Annotated in this window: 11 protein-coding genes, 2 pseudogenes and 1 CRISPR repeat array; of the genes and pseudogenes, 8 read left to right on the top strand and 5 right to left on the bottom strand. The window is 61.7% G+C overall.

Translation table 11 applies throughout. The features are described from left to right. Positions 1-22: 22 nt before the first annotated feature. Entirely contained in the window at positions 23-1,177 is a 1,155-nt protein-coding gene (locus tag SYN65AY6A5_RS07795) for an RNA-guided endonuclease TnpB family protein (protein ID WP_099813241.1), read from the bottom strand. Between the two features lie 471 nt (positions 1,178-1,648). Here SYN65AY6A5_RS07795 and SYN65AY6A5_RS14430 point away from each other — a divergent pair. The 6 genes and pseudogenes from SYN65AY6A5_RS14430 to SYN65AY6A5_RS07825 form a co-directional block, all read left to right on the top strand. Then, a pseudogene (locus tag SYN65AY6A5_RS14430) lies at positions 1,649-1,729 on the top strand (hypothetical protein); the annotation flags it as partial. A 54-nt stretch (positions 1,730-1,783) separates the two neighbouring features. Further along, positions 1,784-2,315: direct repeats of the CRISPR family, unit length 28 nt; unit sequence GTTGTCCCCACACCCGTGGGGGTGAACC. Positions 2,316-2,413: 98 nt separating this feature from the next. Beyond that, positions 2,414-3,592 (top strand): transaldolase, encoded by a 1,179-nt coding sequence (locus SYN65AY6A5_RS07805; protein ID WP_011429619.1) that lies wholly within the window; start codon positions 2,414-2,416, stop codon positions 3,590-3,592. After that, positions 3,553-5,109, top strand: a pseudogene (locus SYN65AY6A5_RS07810) (cobaltochelatase subunit CobN); the annotation flags it as partial. The gene SYN65AY6A5_RS07805 and the pseudogene SYN65AY6A5_RS07810, both read left to right, overlap by 40 nt. Before the next feature lie 49 nt (positions 5,110-5,158). Further along, complete coding sequence (locus tag SYN65AY6A5_RS07815; RefSeq protein WP_099812374.1) at positions 5,159-5,479, top strand: DUF2605 domain-containing protein; 321 nt, start codon at positions 5,159-5,161, stop codon at positions 5,477-5,479. After that, positions 5,479-5,742 carry a DUF2973 domain-containing protein gene (locus SYN65AY6A5_RS07820; RefSeq protein WP_041438126.1) on the top strand — a complete coding sequence of 88 codons (264 nt, stop codon included), beginning with the start codon at positions 5,479-5,481 and terminating at the stop codon, positions 5,740-5,742. The genes SYN65AY6A5_RS07815 and SYN65AY6A5_RS07820 overlap by 1 nt, the downstream gene beginning before the upstream one ends. Positions 5,743-6,034: 292 nt before the next feature. Then, complete coding sequence (locus SYN65AY6A5_RS07825) at positions 6,035-6,466, top strand: GerW family sporulation protein (RefSeq protein WP_011429615.1); 432 nt, start codon at positions 6,035-6,037, stop codon at positions 6,464-6,466. On the opposite strand, the gene SYN65AY6A5_RS07830 is transcribed toward SYN65AY6A5_RS07825, so the two are convergent. Beyond that, a complete protein-coding gene (locus tag SYN65AY6A5_RS07830) occupies positions 6,463-9,753 on the bottom strand; it encodes an SMC family ATPase (protein ID WP_099884590.1) in 3,291 nt (1,096 codons plus the stop codon). The genes SYN65AY6A5_RS07825 and SYN65AY6A5_RS07830 overlap by 4 nt on opposite strands. A 376-nt stretch (positions 9,754-10,129) precedes the next feature. Between SYN65AY6A5_RS07830 and SYN65AY6A5_RS07835 the strand changes: the two genes are divergently transcribed. Then, entirely contained in the window at positions 10,130-10,666 is a 537-nt protein-coding gene (locus SYN65AY6A5_RS07835) for a thioredoxin domain-containing protein (RefSeq protein WP_011429613.1), read from the top strand. 243 nt (positions 10,667-10,909) lie between these two features. On the opposite strand, the gene aroQ is transcribed toward SYN65AY6A5_RS07835, so the two are convergent. Both aroQ and SYN65AY6A5_RS14030 read right to left on the bottom strand, forming a co-directional pair. Then, complete coding sequence (gene aroQ, locus SYN65AY6A5_RS07840; RefSeq protein ID WP_011429612.1) at positions 10,910-11,413, bottom strand: type II 3-dehydroquinate dehydratase; 504 nt, start codon at positions 11,411-11,413, stop codon at positions 10,910-10,912. Between the two features lie 208 nt (positions 11,414-11,621). Beyond that, positions 11,622-11,771, bottom strand: a complete 150-nt coding sequence (locus tag SYN65AY6A5_RS14030) for a hypothetical protein (protein WP_011429610.1) — start codon at positions 11,769-11,771, stop codon at positions 11,622-11,624. Between the two features lie 169 nt (positions 11,772-11,940). Here SYN65AY6A5_RS14030 and SYN65AY6A5_RS07845 point away from each other — a divergent pair, with 169 nt between their 5' ends. Continuing rightward, positions 11,941-13,155 (top strand): Era-like GTP-binding protein, encoded by a 1,215-nt coding sequence (locus SYN65AY6A5_RS07845; protein WP_011429608.1) that lies wholly within the window; start codon positions 11,941-11,943, stop codon positions 13,153-13,155. On the opposite strand, the gene lipA is transcribed toward SYN65AY6A5_RS07845, so the two are convergent. Then, positions 13,152-14,024 (bottom strand): lipoyl synthase, encoded by an 873-nt coding sequence (gene lipA / locus SYN65AY6A5_RS07850; protein WP_011429607.1) that lies wholly within the window; start codon positions 14,022-14,024, stop codon positions 13,152-13,154. The two genes, SYN65AY6A5_RS07845 and lipA, sit on opposite strands and share 4 nt — an antisense overlap. Positions 14,025-14,044 lie beyond the last annotated feature (20 nt).

Below are 14,044 nucleotides of genomic sequence, written 5' to 3' on the forward strand. Positions count from 1 at the left end.
AGTAAACTACCCGACACCCGCGCTATGCGCAGGGTGCGGGCTTTATCCCAATCCCTAGCTGACCCAGAGGACAGCTAAGTTTCGGAATTTCAGGCGAGTTTACAGTCGCCCCAAGGAGAGAGATTACTTGAGCAGCGTTATAGTCAGCATCCCCTTCCCACCCGCAGTGTCCACACTTGAACAACTTGCCGCTGCGGTAGGACTTACCCTGCTCAGGGTGGATGTGCAGGCATTTGTGGCAGGTCTGCGACGTGTAGGCAGGCGGCACCAGCACCACAGGCACTCCAGCAATGGCAGCCTTGTAGGTCACAAACATCCTGAGTTGGTAGAACGCCCAGTTATTGGTTCTGCGGCGCTCAGCTTTACTCCGAGGTTTCTGATTCAAGCGCTCTCGGATGTCTGTCAAGTCCTCAAAAGCCAGTGCCGCACCAATAGCCTGGGCATCCCTGACCAAGGTTTTGCTGATGTTATGGTTCAGCCATGTCTGGTAGCGCCGTTCTCTCCCAGAGAGCCTTCTCAACAGCCTCCTAGAGCTGCGAGTGCGTTTGGATTGAACCTTGGCGCGTACACGGCTGAACCGGTCACGGACGGCCTGGATGTGTTCTCCACTCCAAGAGCGTCCGTTGCTAGCGGTGGCGATATCCCGCCTGCCCAAGTCAACTCCGATTACCTTTGGAGTTTTACCGGTCGGGGGAGTGTCCAACTCAACCGCAATGTTGATGTAGTAGTCCCCTTGCTTGGTCTTGGACAGAGTAGCGCTGGTGGGCGTTTGCCCCCGCAGCAAAGCGATTTGATAACCGCCAATCTTGAGCTTGAGCCAAACCCGTCCGCTCATCAGGGTCACGCCCACGGCTTGGTCGGACTCTCGGTACTTAAAAGTACGCACATCCAAAGTCAGGCTGGTGGGGCGAAACTTGTGGACTTGTTTCACCGCTTTGGCGTTGCTAATCACACGGCGGAGCGCCTGACAGACGTGGTTGGCTTTCAACCCCGTTGCCGCTCTCACTGGCCTATAAACCAAGTGGTGCAGCTTGGCGGTGTTCCAGCAGTTCTTTTGTTTGGCGGTGTCGAGAATCTGGTTGCAAGCATTCGCAAAGCCCTGCAAAGTGCGGTCAATTTCTTGACGCAACTCTTGTGGGACTATCAGCTTGCAACGTACAGAGATAATCTGGCTCATGGGCTTATTGTAGCTCATCCAGGCTTTGACTAGCAGGCGGGCTTTCCTCCCGGCACCAAGCCTGCGGCTATGGTGCGGGCCTCCAGCCCGAAAATAGGTGAACGAACGGTTCGAGCGGATATTAGTTTCTTGAAGGATCGCTTTCAAGCCCCCATCAAAGTCAGCCGTGAAAAAGGGTATCACTACACTGATCGGGAATGGCGCTTGCCGACGATACCCCTCACTAAGGGGGAGCTGTTTGCCCTGACTTTGGGAGCGAGAATGCTGGAAGCCTACGCCGGATCGGCCTATGCCCCGCAGTTGCGCTCGGCAATTGGGCGGTTGGCGCAACGGCTTCCAGAGCAGGAGTGGCTGGATCTCCAGCAGCTAGCCGATGAGCGGCTCATCTTTCGGGCAGGGGCAGAAACCCATCTGGATTGGGAGATTTGGCAGCGGTTGGAGGATGCCTGTCGGGAGAAAAGACGAGTGTGGATGCGCTATCGCACCGCCAGCCGAGGCGATCAAGTGTCGGAACGGGAGTTGGATCCCTATCTCTTGCACATCTACCGCGGCACCAATCCCTACGTGATTGGCTGGTGCCACAAAAGACAAGAAGTGCGCTGGTTCGTTGTCCCCACACCCGTGGGGGTGAACCGACAAATACAGCCAGCTGGTGCGTCATTTGCCGAGTTGTCCCCACACCCGTGGGGGTGAACCAGGCGTTGCGCCAAGGTTCACCTATTCCCCGGAGAGTTGTCCCCACACCCGTGGGGGTGAACCGGCCACCCGTCGCACCGCGTCGGCCAGGTTGGGCAGTTGTCCCCACACCCGTGGGGGTGAACCGGTGGTGCTGGTGCGCCCCGCCGGCTCCAGTTTGGGTTGTCCCAACACCCGTGGGGGTGAACCGCCAGTAAGAGATTCACGATGGAAGTGAACAACCCGTTGTCCCCACACCCGTGGGGGTGAACCGCCGCCGGACGCGCCAGATGAGCCGCCAGCAGAGCGTTGTCCCCACACCCGTGGGGGTGAACCGCGCTCAATCTGCTCACAAATCTCCAGTGCTGAGAGTTGTCCCCACACCCGTGGGGGTGAACCAATCTATGAGCCCCCTGGTAGTTCTCCTGCTGTACGTTGTCCCCACATCTGTGGGAGTAGCCGGCTAGACAATTAAGACAATCTCACATCTACCGGGATCCCTTGCCTAGGTGGGCGACACTGGGGCTAGGTCGCAGAAGCGCGATATCTAAGGAGGGGAGTATGAGCAGGAGCTTGCTGGAGCAGTTGCGAGAGATGACGGTGGTGGTGGCCGACACGGGGGATATCAACGCCATCGAGACCTTTAAGCCGCAGGATGCCACCACCAATCCCTCTTTGATTACAGCAGCCGCCCAAATGCCCCAGTACCAGGGCATTGTCGATGAGACCTTGCTCAAGGCCCGCCAAGACCTGGGATCCAAAGCCGACACCAAAGCCGTGGTGGCCCACGCCATCGACCAACTGGCGGTGGCCTTTGGCGTGCGCATTTTGTCCATCATCCCCGGTCGGGTTTCGACGGAGGTGGACGCCCGGCTCTCCTACGACACAGCAGCCACCGTGGCCAAGGCCCGCCATCTCATCGAGCTCTACAAGGCGGCAGGGGCGGATCCCAAGCGGGTGCTCATTAAGATTGCGGCTACTTGGGAAGGGATCCGCGCCGCCGAGATCCTGGAAAAAGAAGGGATCCACTGCAACCTGACTTTGATGTTTGGCCTGCACCAGGCCATTGCCTGCGCCGAAGCGGGGGTAACCCTCATCTCGCCCTTTGTGGGCCGCATCCTGGATTGGTACAAAAAACACACAGGCCGGGAGAGCTACCCGCCCGCCGAAGATCCAGGCGTGCAGTCGGTAACCCAGATCTACAACTATCTGCGCAAATACGATTACCCAACGGAAGTGATGGGGGCCAGCTTCCGCAACATTGGCGAGATCATCGAGCTGGCCGGCTGCGATCTCCTAACCATCTCGCCGGCTTTGTTGGCGGAGCTGCAAAACACCGAGGGCCACCTGGAGCGCAAGCTGGATCCGGAAAAAGCTAAGAAAATGGATATTCCCCGCCTGGTGATGGATCGGGCCACCTTCGACCAGATGCACCGGGAAAACCGCATGGCCTCGGAAAAACTAGAAGAAGGGATCCAGGGCTTCTCCAAGGCGCTGGAGGTGCTGGAAAAACTGCTCACCGAGCGGCTGCAGAAGCTGGAGGGCGCCAAGGAAACGATTACCCACGCCGCCCAGGATGTCTTCCGCATCTACGACCTGGATGGGGATGGCTTCATCACCCGCGAGGAGTGGATGGGAGCAGATCGCGTCTTCGATGCCCTCGACACTAACCAAGATGGCAAAATTACTCCCGAAGAAATGCTGGTCGGACTGGGGGCAGCCGTTTATCTGAGAAATTAGCCAGGCAAGCAAGCCCTATGGGCGAGAGCTTTCGCCGCTTTGGAGACGCAGTAGCCGCCCTGGAGGCCCAGGCCCGCCGCTGGATTGCCCAGTATCTGCAGGGGATCCCTTACGATCCGCCGCCGGGGCCGGCGGCCAGACAAGTGCTGCACTGGATCGAGACCGACTTGCTCCCTCGGCTGCAGCAAACCCCCCAGGAGCTGAGGCATCTCCTGCACGGGCTCAACGGCGGCTATGTGCCCAGCGGCCCTTCCGGTGCCCCCACCCGGGGCCGGGTGGAGGTGTTGCCCACCGGGCGCAACTTCTACTCGGTGGATATCCGCGCCATCCCTACCCCCACCGCCTGGCAGGTTGGCTCGCTGGCTGCCGAGCGGCTGGTGGAGCGCTACGTGCAAGAGCAGGGGGAATATCCCCGCCACCTGGGCCTATCCGTTTGGGGCACCTCTACCCTGCGCACCGGCGGCGACGACTGGGCCGAGGCGCTGGCGCTCTTGGGAGTCAGGCCCCGCTGGGAGGGGGGACGGGTGGTGGATATTGAGATTTTGCCCGTGGCGGTTTTGGGCCGGCCCCGCGTGGATGTAACCCTGCGCATTTCTGGGTTCTTTCGCGATGCTTTTCCCAACCTGATTGCCCTCTTCGACCGCGCCGTGCAGGCCGTGGCCGCCCTGGAGGAGCCGGAAAGCGACAACCCCCTGCGGGCCCAGGTGCTGGCCGATACCCAGTACTGGCAGGAGCAAGGGATCCCGCCTTCAGAAGCGGCAAAGCAAGCGCGGCTGCGCATCTTTGGCTCCAAGCCGGGGGCCTACGGAGCCGGCCTGCAGGGGCTGATCGAGGCGCAAAACTGGGAAACGGAAGCGGATCTGGCCCGCGCCTACCTCAACTGGAGCAGCTACGCCTACCGGGCCGAGGGCGAAGGAGAGCCGGCCCCCGCAGCCCTGCGGCGGCAACTGGCCCGCCTGCAAATTGTCCTGCACAACCAAGACAACCGCGAGCACGATCTCCTTGACTCGGACGACTACTACCAGTTTCAGGGAGGCATGGTGGCAGCGGTGCGGGCGCTCCAGGGCCGCAACCCCCAGATCTACTTCGGGGATCACGCCCGTCCCCACAACCCCAAGATCCGCACCCTGGCCGAAGAAATCGACCGCGTCTACCGCGCCCGCGTCGTCAACCCCAAGTGGATTGCCGGCGTGATGCGCCACGGCTACAAAGGCGCCTTCGAGATGGCCGCCACCCTGGACTACCTCTTCGCCTACGACGTCACCACCCACGCCGTGCCGGACTTTATGTACGCTGGCCTGGCCCGCGCCTACTTGCTGGATCCCCGGGTGCAGCAGTTTTTGCGCAACCACAACCCTTGGGCGCTGCGGGACATGAGCGAGCGGCTGCTGGAAGCCCACCAGCGGGGCTACTGGCAAGAGCAGGCGCCGGAGCTGGTGCCCCACCTAGAAGCCCTGATGCTGGAGACGGAAGCCCGCCTGGAGGCTACCCAGGGATCCCTGGCGGGGGAAGGTTAAGTTCGGCTAAGATGCTCTCAGCAAACCAGACGCGGAGGGATCCCGATCCATGAGCAAAGCCAAGCTGTTGCGAGAGATTCTGGGGCCCCTGCTGGAAGATTACCGCTACTGGTTTGAGCGCTCTCGTCGCTTTTTGCAAGAAGAAACTTTAGAATTCATCAGCCCAGAGGCGCAGCAGGCCCTCCTGGAGTGGGTTTTGGCTGCCCAAGCGGAGCTCCAGGCAGCGGAAGCCCTCTATCAGTTGTCGGATAATGAAGTTGGCGTTGACCCGGCCCTGATGGCAAAATGGCATCGCCTGCTGATGGAGTGCGCCGAGCTGGGCCGTCGCTTTCGCCAAATTCACCCCTCCTCCGACTCATCTGACCCGTGATGCTGCAGATCCTCTACCTCATCGCTTTTGTGGCCATTGCCTTTGTAGCCCTGCGCAACCTGGTGGCCAACGTGGTTACTCTGAGCAAAGAAGAGCGCAAGGCCTCGCCACGTCGAGGCCGCCGGCAGGTGCCCCACCCAGAGCTGTTGGATGAAGAAGGCAACCTGACGGAAGAGCCCTTGCTGGTCATTCGCTCGGCCAGCTTGGAAGAGGCCCGCAGCCGCCTGGAGGATCTCTACTCTGGCTCTCCCGACGAGGACTAAAAAAGGGAGTTCAAGAGCGGCGCAGGAGCTCCCCCTTTCTCGGTGTCGGCCCGAGTCAGGTGTGGGGGTGAGCAGCCTTTCCTGGATGAAGTTGCAGTAAAACATTTGGCGCCGAGAACTATCCCCAACTCCCCTCTCCCTCAGGGAGAGAGGCCAGGGGTGAGGGCAGCGGCGCGGGGCGCTTGGGTAGGCAGCAAGGTATCTTAATCTTGTCTGAGACAACTGCAGTCAATCTGGTTCTTCACCCAGTGGCCTCTGGAGCTGGCCTGCAGCGTTTGCGCAAACGTCACCAATGGGATCCGATTCCAGTTCCGATTTCGAGGTGGCAGCCGTCCTGGAGGCGGTGCTGAGCAAGCTGAAGGTTTTGGCGGAGACGGGACAGACCTTTGGCCAGCCGATTACCATTGGCGACACAACGATTGTCCCCTACGTGTCGCTCTACTTTGGCGTTGGGGGAGGAGGGGGCCATTTTGGCAAAACGGCCAGCGGCTTTCGCAGCAACGGACGGGATCCGGCCAGCCTGTTTGGCGGAGCGGGGGGCGGGGTGCGCATCGAGCCGGTGGGCTTTTTGGTGATCCGGGGGGAGCGGGTGGAGCTGCTAACCACGGCCCAAAAGCCCAGCCAGTGGAGCCAGCTTGGCGAGACTATAGTTCCCCTGCTGCAGCAGTGGTTGCAAAGCCGGGCCGACAACTCCTCATCCTCAAATGACCAGCCAAATGACTAGCCGCGAATGAAGAGGCGGGATCCCTGGGGGGAGGGCTGCACGTCGATGCGGTGGGGAAAGGCCTCTTGCAGGCTGGGGATGTGGGTGATCACCAGGATGCAGGCAAAGTCGGAGGCAATGGCGTTGATGGCCGCCAGCAACTGGGCCCGCCCGGTGGCGTCCTGGGATCCAAACCCCTCGTCGATGATCAACGTTTGCAGGTCGGATCCCGAGCGCTGGGTAAGCAGGCGGGAAAGAGCCAGGCGGATGGCGAAGTTGATGCGGAAAGCCTCTCCCCCAGAGTAGGTCTCGTAGGGACGGGTGCCGCGGGGATCGGCGATGAGGATGTCGAGGGTCTCGATCAGCTTCTCCGAGCGCCGCCCCGAGCGCTGGGTTACAAAGCGCAGATGGAGGCGGTGTTGGGTGAGGCGGCCCAGGATCTGGTTGGCCTGGGCCTCTAGCTCTGGCAGGACATTTTCGATGATCAGGGCGGGAATGCCGTTGCGGCCGTAGGCGTTGGCCAGCTCCTGGTACACCTGCTGCTGGCGGCGGGCCTGCTGCAGTTGTCGCTCCAGCTCCGTCCGCTCCGCCTGCTGTTCAAGAGCCTGCTGCAGCCGCTGTCGGGCCGCCCCGATTTGAGAAAGCACCAGATCCAGCTCTTGCCGGTTCTCCCGCAGAGCTTGGCGGATCCCTTCTAGATGAGCCGGGGAAACATCGGGGTGCTCGGCCAGTTGTCGCTGCAGCACTTCCAGCTCTTGGGCAGCCTGGGCAAAGTGTTGCCGGCTTTCCTGCAGGCGTTGGGACAGGGCCTGGCTGCGGGCTGTGGCTTCCGGCAGCTCCTGGCGGGCCATCTGGAGGGCTTGCAGGCGGGCCGGCCACAGTTGCGCCTGGGCCAGTTCTGCTTTTACCTGCTGGTGCAGGGATCCGTCGTAGCCGACCTGGTGCAGCGCCTGCTCGATCTGGGCCAAGCGTTCTGCCAGCGGCGAGTCAGGGGATCCCGCCTGTTGCAGGGCCTCCAGTTGCGCTTGCAGGGAGGCGATTTGCTCGCCTAGGCGGGCGCGGCGCTCCTGGGCTTTGCGCAGCTCGTGGGAGCGGCCCAGGGCCCAGCGCCAGCGCTCCACCTCTCCCCGTTGCAAGGCATGTTCCCGCTCGTCATAGCCCAGCTGCTGCAGGGCCTGTTGGATCTGGGCAAGCTGCTGCCGCGCCTCTTGGGCATAAGCTTCTTGGCTGAGGATCTGCTCCAGTTCTGCGGCTTCTGCCCGCCGCGCCTCCAGTTGCCGCTGCCGCTCCTGCTCAGCCTCCCACTGCTGTTGCAGGCGCCCCTGAAGGTGCAGGCGCTCGTCCCAGGTGGCCAACTCTTGGCCAAGACGCTGGGCTTCTTCCTGCAGCAGCCCGATCTCCCGGTCGGCCACCGCCAATTGCTCGCGGATTACAAACAGCTCGCCAGCAATTTCCTCTTGCCGCTGGCGGTGTTTCTTCAGCACCACTGCCCTCAAGGACGGGCTGAGCGGACGGGCACAGAGAGGGCAAACCCAAATTGGGGCGGTCGGCACTTTGGTGGGCGGTGCTGGCATGGACTCGGCAGGCTGCTCTGAGAAGAGGGGGTCTGCGGTTACTTCGGATCCCGGTTCTGCAGCTCCCTCGGCAATGGCCTTCGCCCCCGTCAAAGCATGGGTGGGACGGCACCGGCCAGAGTCTGGATCCGAAGGGCCCAAGTGATCCGGGCGATCCAGATCTTCTAGCTCTGCAGGATCCAAGCGCTCGGCGTGGAGGGACTCCGCTCCGCTATCGTCAACAGGAAACTCTTCCCAAGGAGCCTCTAGCAGGCGGCAGCGTTCCTCCTCCTGTTGCCACTGGTGCTGGAGAACCCGCTGCCGCTCCTGCAGCTTCTGCACAAAGAGGCGGCGCTCCTGGATTTTTTCCAACACCTGCTGCTGGTAGAGGCGCTGCCGCTCCAGCTCGGCCAGGGCTGCAGCGCTGGCGGCAATTTTCTGGGCCAGGTGCTGCTGCTGTTGGGCCAGGGTTTCCTGGCTTTGCAGGTGCTCCTGGAGGAACTGGAGGCGGGCTTGCAGACGTTCTCCCTCGCGGCGGATCTCCTCCTCCCAGTGCCGTTGTTGCTCCAGGAGGGCAGCGGCTTGGGCCTGGGCCTCGTTTAAGCTTTGCAGGCGCTCCTGGGCTTGCCGGTAGTGGTGGAGGGCGTTTTCGATGCGCTCTCGTTCGGCCAGCACCTGGGCATCGGCCTGGGCTTGGGCCTGGCAGGCGGCCAATTCCTGTTGCAGCCGCTGCATTCTGCGCAGTTGCTGCTGTTGTTGCTCGGCCTGTTGGGCCTGCAGCTTTTGGCGTTCTTGGAGCAGGTATTGCTGTTGCTCGAAGAGGTGGTGAAGATGGCGATCCTGGGCCATCAGGGTTTGATAGCGTTCGTAGCCCGCCAGGATCTCCTCGCTTTGGGCAATCAGCTCTTGCAACTGGAGCAGGTGCTGTCGTTGAGCTCGCCACTGCTGTTCGGTGTGGTGCAGGTTGACGCTGAGCTTGTTCAGGTGCTGGGCAAGCTGCTGGTGGCGCTCCTCCAGGGTGTGGCGATGTTCATAGGCGCGTTCTAGGGCCTGTAATTCCTGCTGCTGTTGGGCCAGGAGCTGTTGCAGATGGATTTGCCGCTGTTGAAGCTGCTCCAGTTCGGCTTGCATCTGCTCGATAGAGACCTGGTGTTGATCCAGCTTGTGCAGGCGCTCTTGGAGCAGGTCGGCTTTGAGCTTGGCGCTGCGGGCCTGTTCGCGGCAACGCTCCGCCAGCAGATCGTACTGCCCCAGCTTGAGCATGTCGGCCAAGATCTGCTTGCGCTCGCCGGGACGCTTCAGGGTAAAGGCATCGGCCTGCCCCTGCCGCAGGTAGGCCGAGTGAACAAAGGTATCGTAGTCGAGGCCGAGCTGATTTTGGATGGCCTGTTGGGTGGCACGCAGGCCGCGGCGGGTGAGGCTGCGCCAACGGGCTTGGCCGTCGCTTTCTCCAGTTTGAATTTGCCACTCCAGGGATCCTTCCCCCGCGAGGTGGCGACTGCGCAGGACGCGGTAGGTTTGCCCCCGCGAGCGGTAGACCACCTCCACCCAGGTTTCGCTGGCCCCCTTGCGGATGAGATCGCTGTCGTTGCTGGCCCGGCTCTGTCCCCAGAGGCCCCAGGTAAGGGCGTCGAGCAAAGCCGATTTGCCCGCCCCGTTGGGGCCGCAAATGCAAGCGGTGTGGATCCCGCGCAGATCCAAAACCGCCTGAGAGTAGCAGAGAAAATTGTGTAAGGTCAGGCGAACTGGGATCACAAGGGCGGCTCTGGTCGCTGCAAAGCAATGGCGATGAGCCATTTGCTCCAGTTTATGAAGTTATTGGCTAGATCCCAAGTTTTGCCACAGCCAGAAAACCGTTGTCCCACCGCCCTGAGCCCACCAGGGAAACTGGCACTGCTGCTGAGGCGGAGCAACCCGAAGGAGCAAGTGCGGTTGCGGAACCAGTAACTAAGAGTTCCTAGGCTTACTGCTGGGCCGGAGCAAGCTATAGCTAGGGGGAGTACGTCCATCTGCCCTCCTCGCCAGCCGGGATCCCGGGAGACAGCCATCCAGAACCTAGTTGGCCCACTGCGGAGCGAGGGGGATGTTAGAACGGGGAAGGCGGAACACCAGATGGCGGAGTGATGGAGCTATGAAGGAAGACTGGGCAAAACGGTTGCGCAACAGTTTAGTTGCCGTGGTGGCCGTGCTCCTGGCGGCAGGCTTGTTTTTAGCCAATCAAGCTCGTCAGGCTGGCACCAGCTTGGCTGACTTGGCTGCAGAGGCAGTGTCCTGGGAGGAAGCGCAGGCCAACGGCAAGCCTTCTCTGGTGGAGTTTTACGCCGATTGGTGCACCACCTGCCGAGCGATGGCACCTCTCCTGGCCAGCCTGAAGAAAGAATTTGCCGATCAGGTGAACTTCGTCATGCTGAACGTGGACAACCCCAAGTGGCTGCCGGAGTTGAGCCGCTACCGGGTGAACGGGATCCCTCACTTTCTCTTTTTGGATGGTCAAGGGGAAGTGCTGGGATTTGCCATCGGAGAGCAGCCTGCCGCCATTTTGCGGGGCAATGTGTTGGCTCTGGCAACTGGGCAGCCCCTGCAGTTGACCAATGCCGGACAGGTGTCTGAGTTGGATCGGGGCAGGCCTGTCCTCCCGCATCAGGCGGATCCGCGCAGCCATGGATAGAGACCTAGGAGCTCCCAGTTGTCGGGCTTGAGGCTCCCAACTGTCCCTCTAAGCCGCCCACTGGTCTTGCCAGTTAACCGCTCCCTGAGTTGCGCCCGCCCCCCTCTCCCACGCCGCTGAGGACGGATGTTCTCCACCGGGAAAACCAGCGCCTACCTCTTCCAGGTGGGGGAGTCCCCGCGGTTGAGGATCGCCAAGCAGCGACTGTCTCGGCAGCGTCGAGGTAAGGCCAAACTTCTTCGGTTAGGCTTGGGCAGCCTGCAGCCGCAGGTGCTGAACTAGAGCCTGTAGGCCCAATAGGTAGCTGTGGGCTCCAAATCCACTGATTTGGCCGATGGCTACAGCAGCAATGTAGGAGTGTTGCCGGAAAGGTTCGCGGCGATAGATATTGCTCAGGTGAACTTCCACCGTGGGCAGCCCTACGGCAGCAATGGCATCCCGCAGAGCGATGCTGGTGTGGGTGTAGGCGCCAGGGTTGATGAGGATGCCGGAGTGCTGCTGGCGAGCCCGGTGAATGGCATCGACCAACACCCCCTCATGGTTAGACTGCAGGATCTCCAGCTTTGCCCCAAGAACTTCTGCCTGCTGGTGGAGCGCCCGATCGATCTGTTCTAAGGACACCGAGCCGTAGATGCCTACTTCTCGCACCCCCAGCAAGTTGAGGTTGGGGCCGTGCAGAACCAGAAGGCTTAGGAGCTCGCCAGCGGAAGCAATGGCAGTCGGATTAACGACGACGATGGGATCCATTTTCTACGGGAATGGGAGCAGGTTGGGGCTGAGGACTTCCCAGAAGAGTATCAATCACACGTTCCACCCATTCGCGGATCTTTTCGAGAACTTTTTCTACCCAATCCATCCGACCTGCCTCGTAGGAGTTACAGAGCCATCAACGGAGCTTGACCAATGGATCTCCATGATAGCGCTTTTTCCCGACAAGCGTGGAAATGCCATCGGACTAGTAAAGGGCGCTCAGGAGCACGATATCCACGACCAGGAGGGCACCTGCAAAGGCCAGCAGGCTGCGCACAATTTGACGCTCTTGTTTGGAGCGATGGGATCCGCCAAGGCGGAGCCAGCGGAGAGAGTTGGGGAGGCGGTACAGCATAGCAACAGTCGATGGGATCCTAACTTAGGAGCGCCAATGCCCCAAGGTGATCATGCCCCATTCTGTGAGCTTCGGATCCCGGCGGACTTCCCCACGCTGGGGGGGAATACCAGCGTGGCTATGGGGACCAATTCCTTTTAGAGTGGGGGTTAGGCCATTTTTGTTGTCGATGACCACTCCTCTAACTCAAGCCGAAACCGTTTTTCAGCGTTGCTGGGATCACTGGCAAGCTCTGGCCAGCCGTCAGGATCTGCAGCCGGAGTTCAAAGCTTTATCCACTCTGCGCAAGCGTCTTGTCACTCGGGTGTTTTCCATTGCGGTGTTTGGTCTGGTCAACCGCGGCAAGTCGGCTGTCTTGAACGCCCTGACCGGCGAGGCCCGCTTGGAGGTAGGGCCCCTCAACGGGGTGACGCAACAGCCGCAATCGCTGCTGTGGCAGCCGGGGCCGGGGATCCCTTGGCAGGTACGGTTCATCGATACGCCCGGCTTGAACGAGATCAACGGAGAAGCCCGCGAACAGTTGGCCTGGGAGGTGGCCCGCGCCGCCGACTTGATCCTGTTTGTCATCGCCGCAGACCTGACCCAGTTGGAGTACCAGGCTCTGTTGGAGCTGCGCACCCTGCACAAGCCCATCCTGCTGGTGTTGAACAAGTGCGATCTCTATTCGGAAGCCGAGTTGCAGGCCATTCGCGCCCAGATCAGCCGCCACTTGGGCTGGGTGTTGCCGCAGGAGATCTTGACGGTGGCCGCCCGTCCCAAGCCCACTAAGGTGCGCACCCACTGGCCAGATGGCCGCATCACCTTGGAATGGGAGCGGCCCGCACCCCAGATCGAGGCCCTGCGAGGGCGCATTGTGGAAATTTTGCAGGCAGAGGCGGGATCCCTCTTGGCCCTCAATGTGCTGAAGCGGCTGGAGCACCTCCAGGCCCAGCTCTGGCAAAAGCAGTGGCAGCACCACGCCCGCTTTGTCGAGCAATGGGGCACGGCCTGCGCCCTCGGCAAGGGGATCGCGGTGGGCTTGGCGCCACTGGGGCTAGATCTGCTGTTGGCGCCGCTACTGGATGGGCTGTGGCTGTTGGGCCTGGGAATGCGGCTGCGCCTGCCCTGGGGATCCTTACGGGAGGCGCTGGGATCCGCCCAGGAGGGGCTGTGGCGACTGCTGCTGCTCAATGGGGCGCTGCTGCTTTTGGCCGAGGGGGTGAGCTCTTGGCTGTGGGGAGGCTGGAGCAACAGCCTCTTGCCGGGTCTGGTGGCGGGGGCGAGTTTGTACCGCTTGGGATCCCTGGCGCCACGGGTGTTGCTCCGGTTTGCCCCAGAGGGGTTCGGCCTAGGGGCCCTCTTGCGGGATCTCATCAGCAGCCAAGAGCTGGCTGAAAAGGCCTAGGGTTCCTCTTCCCGGCCATCCTGAGCCATTTCGGCGGCGTGGTAGGAGCTGCGCACCAGGGGCCCAGAGCGCACCTGGCGAAACCCCATCTGGAGGGCAATCTGGCCCAGCTCGACAAACTCCTCCGGCGTCCAGTAGCGCTGCACCGGGCGATGGGCCAGGGAAGGCTGCAGATACTGCCCCAGGGTGAGCCGGTCACAGCCTACCGCCAGCAGATCTCGAAAGGTTTCCAGCACTTCTGCGCGGGTCTCGCCGTGCCCCAGCATCAGGCCGGACTTGGTGGGCAGGCCGGGATCCAGCTCCTTCACCGTTCGCAAAACCCGCAACGACAGGTCGTAGCCAGAGCTGCGCCGCACCGCCTGCGACAGCCGGCGCACCGTTTCGATGTTGTGGTTGTAGCAGGTCGGTCGGGCCGCCACCACACGGGCAATGCAGTCGCGCTCCCCGCGAAAATCGGGGGTGAGCACCTCGATCTGGATCCCAGGGCAGCGCCGCCGAATCGCTTCCATCACCTCCACGAAGCGGCCGGATCCCTGGTCGGGCAGGTCGTCGCGAGCTACCGAGGTGAGCACCACATAGCGGAGCCCCAGCAGCTCAACGGCCTCAGCCACCTTTTCCGGCTCCTGCGGATCCAACGGCGCGGGCCGCCCGCTAGCCACCTGACAAAAGGAACAGGCGCGGGTACAGATCCCGCCCATCAGCAGGAAGGTGGCAGTCTTTTGGCTGTAGCATTCGGCCCGATTGGGACAGCGCCCCTCTTCGCAGATGGTGTGCAGGCCCCGCTGCTTGATCACCTGCTGCACTGCCGAGATATCGCTGGCCTTGCCGATAGAGCGCTTGACCCAACTGGGAAGAGAGCTAACAGGCATGGGAGGACGAGAAAGAAGAG

Source organism: Synechococcus sp. 65AY6A5 (assembly GCF_002760415.1).
In the GTDB taxonomy this organism is placed as follows: Bacteria; Cyanobacteriota; Cyanobacteriia; order Thermostichales; family Thermostichaceae; genus Thermostichus.

Excerpts from the sequence above, each read along its gene's own strand:
- SYN65AY6A5_RS07795 (WP_099813241.1), bottom strand. The coding sequence starts at position 1,177 with ATGAGCCAGATTATCTCTGTACGTTGCAAGCTGATAGTCCCACAAGAG.
- SYN65AY6A5_RS07805 (WP_011429619.1), top strand. The coding sequence starts at position 2,414 with ATGAGCAGGAGCTTGCTGGAGCAGTTGCGAGAGATGACGGTGGTGGTG.
- SYN65AY6A5_RS07815 (WP_099812374.1), top strand. The coding sequence starts at position 5,159 with ATGAGCAAAGCCAAGCTGTTGCGAGAGATTCTGGGGCCCCTGCTGGAA.
- SYN65AY6A5_RS07820 (WP_041438126.1), top strand. The coding sequence starts at position 5,479 with ATGCTGCAGATCCTCTACCTCATCGCTTTTGTGGCCATTGCCTTTGTA.
- SYN65AY6A5_RS07825 (WP_011429615.1), top strand. The coding sequence starts at position 6,035 with ATGGGATCCGATTCCAGTTCCGATTTCGAGGTGGCAGCCGTCCTGGAG.
- SYN65AY6A5_RS07835 (WP_011429613.1), top strand. The coding sequence starts at position 10,130 with ATGAAGGAAGACTGGGCAAAACGGTTGCGCAACAGTTTAGTTGCCGTG.
- aroQ (WP_011429612.1), bottom strand. The coding sequence starts at position 11,413 with ATGGATCCCATCGTCGTCGTTAATCCGACTGCCATTGCTTCCGCTGGC.
- SYN65AY6A5_RS14030 (WP_011429610.1), bottom strand. The coding sequence starts at position 11,771 with ATGCTGTACCGCCTCCCCAACTCTCTCCGCTGGCTCCGCCTTGGCGGA.
- SYN65AY6A5_RS07845 (WP_011429608.1), top strand. The coding sequence starts at position 11,941 with ATGACCACTCCTCTAACTCAAGCCGAAACCGTTTTTCAGCGTTGCTGG.
- lipA (WP_011429607.1), bottom strand. The coding sequence starts at position 14,024 with ATGCCTGTTAGCTCTCTTCCCAGTTGGGTCAAGCGCTCTATCGGCAAG.